At 73.7% G+C, this 4,962-nt stretch carries 2 protein-coding genes; both read right to left on the bottom strand.

Annotation, left to right across the window (positions count from 1 at the left end):
• Nucleotides 1-1,859, bottom strand: a 1,859-nt coding sequence (locus tag ACWDVB_RS40085) for a type I polyketide synthase (protein ID WP_451519997.1), incomplete at its 3' end; no start/stop codon positions are given.
• 88 nt (nt 1,860-1,947) lie between these two features.
• The coding region (locus ACWDVB_RS40080) for an SDR family NAD(P)-dependent oxidoreductase (protein WP_451519996.1) at nt 1,948-4,962 on the bottom strand (3,015 nt) is incomplete at its 5' end.

The raw sequence follows: 4,962 nt of genomic DNA, 5'->3' as shown, positions 1-4,962 counted from the left end.
TCCCGCTCTCGCAGAACGTCCTCGGGCACCCAATCGATGTGCGGCGCCAACGCGGCCGCGCACTGCGTGAACCGGTGGGCGAACACCGGCGAGGAGTCCAGGAGTTGGATCGCCATGCCCGCCCACTGCGAACCCTGGCCGGGGAAGACGAACACCACACCGTCGGCGTCATCGGCCCGCACCCCGGACACGACACCTTCGGCGGGCTTGCCCGCCGCGACCGCCTCCAGCGCGGCGAGCAGCTCCTCGCGGTCCGAACCGAGCACCACGGCCCGGTGCTCAAGACCCGCCCGCGACGACGCCAACGACCAGCCCACATCGACAACCGACGCCTCGGAAGCCGCCGCGAACTCCCGCAACCGCCCGGCCTGCCCACGCAGCGCCGCGCCCGACCGGCCCGACACCACCCACGGCACCACACCACCACCGGCCACCACACCAGCCGGACCGGGCTCAGCCGCAACCTCGGCGACCGCCGGAGCCTGCTCCACGATCACATGCGCGTTCGTGCCACTCACACCGAACGACGACACACCCGCACGCCGCACACGCCCCGTCTCCGGCCACGCACGACCCTCGGTCACCAACTCCACCGCACCCGAAGCCCAGTCCACATGCGGCGTCGGCTCATCGACATGCAACGTCCTCGGCACCACACCGTGCCGCATCGACTCGACCACCTTGATGACCCCGGCGACGCCTGCCGCGGCCTGCGTGTGGCCGATGTTGGACTTGAGGGAGCCGAGCAGCAACGGCCGCTCCTCGGCGCGGTTCTGCCCGTATGTCGCGAGCAGCGCCTGCGCCTCGATCGGGTCGCCCAAGGTGGTGCCCGTGCCGTGCGCCTCCACCACGTCGACGTCGGACGGGGCGAGCCCGGCGCTCGCGAGCGCCTGCCGGATGACCCGCCGCTGTGCGGGGCCGTTGGGCGCGGTAAGGCCGCTGGAGGCGCCGTCCTGGTTGACCGCCGAACCACGGATCACCGCCAGCACCTGGTGCCCGTTGCGCCGCGCGTCCGACAGACGCTCCACCAGCAGCAGGCCCACGCCCTCGGCCGCGCTCATGCCGTCGGCGGTGGCGGCGAACGCCTTGCAGCGGCCGTCCCGCGCCAGGCCCCGCTGCCGGCTGAACTCGGTGAAGAGATCCGGCGTCGACATCACCGCGACCCCGCCCGCGAGCGCCATCGAGCACTCGCCCTGCCGCAGCGCCTGCACCGCCAGATGCAGCGCCACCAGCGACGACGAGCACGCCGTGTCCACCGTCACCGCCGGACCCGTCAGACCGAAGCTGTACGCGATACGCCCCGAGGCCACACTGCCCGCGGTGCCCGTCATGGCGTGGCCCTCGACCTCCTCGGGGATCGCGGGCAGCCTGCTGCCGTAGTCCCGGAAGCTGGAGCCGATGAAGACGCCGGTCCTGCTGCCCTCCAGGGCGTCCGGGGCGATGCCGGAGCGTTCGAACAGCTCCCAGGAGGTCTCCAGGAGCAGCCGCTGCTGCGGGTCCATGGCCAGCGCCTCGCGCGGGGAGATGCCGAAGAAGTCGGCGTCGAACTCCCCGGCGTCGTGCAGGAACCCGCCCTCGGCCACGTACGAGGAGCCGGGGCGCTCGCCCGTCACGTCGATCAGGGCGGCCGGGTCCCAGCCGCGGTCGGCGGGGAGCCCCGTGATGGCGTCGCCGCCCTCGCCGAGCAGCCGCCACAGGTCGTCCGGTGAGGTGACGCCGCCGGGGAAGCGGCAGCTCATCCCGACGATCGCCACCGGCTCGCTGCCTGCCGACTCCACGGCCTCCAGCCGCGACCTGGTCTCCTTCAGCTCGGCTGTGACCCGGGTCAGATAGTGGCGGAGCTTCTTGGCGTCTTCCATGCTTGCGTGCCCCCCGAGGGTGAGACGGAAGTGTGCGTGCGCCCGCGGGAGGGCGCCGGTGGTCCGAGCCGCGACGTCGACGGGGAGTTCAGGAGATCCCGAACTCCTTGCCGATGTAGTCGAAGAGCTCGTCGTTGCTCGCGGATTCGAGGTCCTCGGCGTCGACGGCTTCTTCGCCGCCGGGAGCCGTGCCGGTGGAAGTCGTGCCAGTGGAAGTCGTGTCAGTGGAGACCGCGCTGGTGGCGGCGCGCAGCAGGTGCCGCAGCCGCTCGGCCAGCTCGGCCCTGGACGGATCGCCGTCGGGAAGCCGGGTCAAGAGGGCCTCGACGCGGTTGAGTTCGGGCGTGCCCGGTGTCGCCGCGTAGGCGGTCGGGCCGGTCTCGCTCTCGCTCTCGCCGAACAGTTCGGTGTCGAGGTAGCGGACGAGTTCGGTCACGGTCGGATGGTCGAAGATGACGGTGGTGGGCAGCCGCAGGCCGGTCGCGGTGTTGAGCCGGTTGCGCAGTTCGACGGCGGTGACCGAGTCCAGGCCGAGTTCGAGGAACCGGCGCCGGATCTCCACCGTCTCCCCGGAGTCGTGGCCGAGGACGGCGGCCACCTGATTGCGAACGGCCTCGCGCAGCCGCCGCTCGCGGTCGGCCGGTGCGAGACCGGCCAGCCGCTCGGACAGCGTGGTGGCGGCACCTTCCGTGGGCTCGTCCGCCGTGCGTACGGCGCGGCGGGCCTCGGGCAGTTCGGCGAGGAGCGGGCTGGGCCGCGTCGCGGTATAGGCGTGCGCGAACCTCTCCCAGTCGATGTCGGCGATGACGAGACTGGTGTCGCCGTGTGCCAACGCCGCCTCCAGCGCGGTGACGGCCCGCTCCGGTGGCAGCAGCGGTACGCCGTGCCGGGTGCTGGTGTCGGCCACCGCGTCCCGCTCGGCCATGCCGCCCCGCGCCCAGGAGCCCCAGGCCACGGAGGTGGCCGGGAGTCCCTGTGCGTGGCGGTGCTGGGCGAGCGCGTCGAGGTAGGCGTTGCCGGGCGCGTAGTTGCCCTGGCCCGCCATGCCGACGGTCCCGGCCAGCGACGAGAACAGTACGAAGGCGGTGAGCCCCAGGTCCCGGGTCATCTCGTGCAGCTGCCACGCGGCGCCCGCCTTGACCCGCAGCACCCGGTCGAGCCGCGCGGGCGTCAGGGTGGTGAGTGCCCCGTCGTCCAGAACGGCCGCGGTGTGCACCACCATCGTCAGCGGGCAGTCGTCGGGCACCGAGTCCAGCAGGTGACGCAGCGCGTCCGGGTCGGTCACGTCACAGGCCGCCGTGGTCACGCGGGCCCCGGCCGCGGCGAGTTCGGCCTCCAGCTCGGCGGCGCCGGGAGCGTCGCCGCCCCGCCTGCTGACGAGCAGCAGGTGCTCGGCGCCCCGGGCGGCCAGCCGCCTGGCGACCTGGCTGCCGAGCGCGCCGGTGCCGCCGGTGATCAGCACGGTGCCCTTGTCCGGGGTCCAGGCGTCGCCCTGCGCGTCGCCGAGGGGCGCGCGGACGAGCCGGCGCCCGTAGGTCCCGGAGGGGCGTACGGCGATCTGGTCCTCGCCGGTCTCGCCGGTCTCGGCGGTCTCGGCGGCCTTGGCGGTCTCGGCGGCCTTGGCGGCCTCGGCGGTCTCAGCGGCCCCGACGGCGAGTACCGCGCACAGCCGTGCGAGGACGCGCTCGTCCGGCTCCTGCGGCAGGTCCACCAGACCGCCCCAGCGGGTCGGCAGCTCTTGTGCGGCCACCCTGCCGAGGCCCCAGACCAGCGCCTGTGCCGGGCTGGTGAGCGGGTCGCGCTCCCCGGTGGACACCGCGCCCTGGGTGACGCACCACAGTGCGGCGTCCAGGTCGGCGGCCTCCAGCTGCTGGAGCAGCGCGAGGTTACGGGCGTACCCGGCCGGGACGGCGGTCGCTTCCGTGCGGGACGTCTCGCCGTGTGCGAGCAGCGGCTTCTCGTCCTGCGCGAGCAGGGACAGCACGCCGGCCGCCTCAGGGTGCGCGGCGAGCGCCTCGGCCCACGGCCGCTCCCCTTGCCCGGTATCTCCGGGGTCTCCAAATCCTCCGGGGTCGCTCACGACCAGCGGTTCGACCTCGGCCCCGTGCGCACGCAGGGCCCCGGCCACCGCCTCGTACAGCGCGCCGTCGAGCTGGTCGGGGGCGACGGCCACCAGCCAGGTGCCGGACAGCGCGGCCTTGGGGCCGCCGGGCAGCGGCTTCCAGTGCGCCCGGTACCGCCACGACTCCAGGGTGGCCGCCTCGGCGTGCCGCTTGTGCCACGCGGAGAGCGCGGGCAGTACGGCCGTCAGCTCGGGCCCCTCCTCGTCCAGGCGCAGCGTCTTGGCGAGTCCCTCCAGGTCCTCGCGCTCGACGACCTCCCAGAACGCGGCGTGCGGGTCCGCGCCCGCCACGGGGCGGGCCGGCGCCGTGTCGAACCAGTAGTGCTCGGTCTGGAAGGCGTACGTCGGCAGGTCCACCCGGCGGCCATCCGTGTCCGCGAACACGGCTTGCCAGTCCGGTACGACGCCCCGCACCCACAGCTCGGCCAGCGACGCCACCACCCGCTGGGGGCCGCCCTCGGCACGCCGCAGGGTGCCCACTACGGCCACCTCCGCCGCCGCGGCCTCTCCCGTGTCCTCGATCGCGGAGGTCAGTACGGGGTGGGGGCTGACCTCGACGAAGGTGGTGTGGCCGGAGGCGATGAGCCCCTTGACGGTGTCGTGGAAGCGGACGGGCTCGCGCAGATTGCGGTACCAGTACTCGGCGTCGGCCACACCGTCCCCGAGCAGCTCCCCGGTGACGGTCGAGTACATGGGTACGTCGCCCAAGCGCGGCGCCACCGCAGCGGCCAGCTCCAGCAGGGCCTCCCGCAACAACTCGACCTGCGCCGTGTGCGACCCGTAATCCACCGGAATACGACGCGCCCGCACCCCCTCCCGCTCACAGGCCGCCATGAACTCATCCAGGGCGGCGGCCTCACCAGCCACCACCGTGGACCGCGGGCCATTGACCGTCGCGACACTCACGCGCCCCGCCCAAGGAGCGATCAGCTCCACCGCCACGGTCTCGGCGACCGGCACGGAGACCATCCCGCCCTGCCC

The organism is Streptomyces sp. NPDC003379, from assembly GCF_053589195.1.
This window is presented reverse-complemented; position numbering and strand designations above follow the sequence as displayed.